At 62.7% G+C, this 1,831-nt stretch carries 2 protein-coding genes; both read left to right on the top strand.

The annotated features are described in order from the left end of the window. Positions 1-2 precede the first annotated feature (2 nt). The gene (locus Q1K29_RS18380) at positions 3-491 is read left to right on the top strand and encodes a DUF305 domain-containing protein (RefSeq protein ID WP_300396832.1); all 489 of its coding nucleotides are present in this window, start codon (positions 3-5) and stop codon (positions 489-491) included. Between the two features lie 54 nt (positions 492-545). Continuing rightward, the coding region (locus Q1K29_RS18385) for an MBL fold metallo-hydrolase (RefSeq protein ID WP_300396834.1) at positions 546-1,831 on the top strand (1,286 nt) is incomplete at its 3' end.

Consider the following 1,831-nt stretch of genomic DNA (forward strand, 5'->3'; position numbering starts at 1 on the left):
TGATGTACCTCAACACCTATGCGTGGGAGCATGTTCGCTGGAGCGAGACACGCTTCTACATGGCCTTCATCATGGGCGCCGCGATGGCCATCGTGATGCTGAGCTTCATGCTCAACATGTACAAGGACAGCCGGATCAATTTCGGCATTTTCGTTGGTGCTGCGGTCGTGTTCGTCCTGGCCCTCTGGCTGGTGCGCAGCCAGAGCACCGTCGACGACCGGTCCTACATGAAAGCGATGATCCCTCACCACTCCATTGCCATCATGACAAGTGAACGCGCCGGCATCGAGGATGTCCGTGTGCGCGAGCTTGCCGACGAGATCATCACGGCGCAGCGCCGCGAGATCAAGGAAATGGAATGGCTGATTTCCGACATCGCGGAGAATGGTCCGGCATCGACGGAAGGCGAGGCGGCGAGCCGCCCCGTTCCTCCCTTTGAAGGCACGCTCAATCCAGACGACGCTGCCGGGGCAGCCATCGCGGAGGACTAACGCGCCTTCCACGTCCAGTCAGACCCATTCGATCCCGAAAAGGAGCGAAACAGAATGAGACTCGAAAAGATCAAGACACAGGGTCTTGCCCACCTTTCCTACTTCCTGAGCGCCGATGGCGAAGCGGCCGTCATCGATCCGCGGCGTGACATCGGCATCTATCTGGACCTCGCCCGTGAGGAAGGCTCTGTCATCAAGCACGTCTTCGAAACCCACCGGAACGAGGACCTGCTCTCAGGCGCCCCTGTCCTGAAGGAAGAGACTGGCGCAAAGGTCTGGCACGGGCCGAACCCTGAAAAGCCGATCCAGTATGCAGCCGAGACGCGGGAAGGCGACACGTTCGAGATTGGCGGCGCGCTCCTGAAGGTGCTCGAAACGCCCGGGCACACCGACGACAGCCTGTCCTACGTGCTTTATGACAAGAGCTTCGAGGAAGGCCCGGTTGGCGTGTTCACGGGCGATGCCCTGTTCATTGGCGATGTAGGGCGCACGGACTTCTATCCCGACCGCAAACGCGAAGTCGCCGGCCTGCTCTATGACAGCCTGGAGAAACTGATGGGGCTCGGCGACCAGTGCCTCGTCTATCCCGCGCATGGCGCCGGTTCGGTCTGCGGCTCCGGCATGGCCGACCGGGAGTTCTCTTCCATCGGTCACGAGAAGCTCAACAATCCACGCCTGCAGATCGGCGACCGGGAAGCTTTCATCGACGCCAAGGTGGCCGAGAACCACTACATACCGCCCTATTTCCGGCGCATGGAAGAGGGCAATATGGAAGGCACCGAAGCCGCGCCGCCGGCGCCCCGGCCCGCCTCCCCGGCCAAGTTGCTCGATCCGGGCGATGCGGTCTGCCTCGATGTTCGCGGCATTTTCGACTTTGCCGGCGGACACCGCACGGGCTCGCTCTGCATCCCGGATGACATGCTTGCCGCCTTCGCGGGCTGGTTGCTGCCAGGCGACAAACCGGTGCTGCTGGTAGCGCGCGATGACGACCAGGCGGTCGATGCGGCCACCACGCTTCAGCGGATCGGCTTCGACAATGTGAGCGGATTTGTCAGCGGCGCCATGCCCGTGGCGGTCCAGAACGGCCCGCTCGACACACTCGACTTCGTCGATACCGAAACCGTCGCCGCGCGCGTAGACAACCCGCCGGCTGGCTGGACCCTGCTCGATGTCCGGGCCATCGACGAATATGAGAGCGGCCATATCAAGGACAGCAAGCACGCTTATGTCGGCAAGCTGCCTGAGGCGGCCAGTGACCTCGACCCGGACAAGCCCGTCACCGTCATGTGCGGAAGCGGCGCCCGGGCCACCATTGCCGCCTCGCAGCTCATGCGGAAGGG

The organism is Henriciella sp. (assembly GCF_029937755.1).
Classification (GTDB): Bacteria; Pseudomonadota; Alphaproteobacteria; order Caulobacterales; family Hyphomonadaceae; genus Henriciella.

Excerpts from the sequence above, each read along its gene's own strand:
- Q1K29_RS18380 (WP_300396832.1), top strand. The coding sequence starts at position 3 with ATGTACCTCAACACCTATGCGTGGGAGCATGTTCGCTGGAGCGAGACA.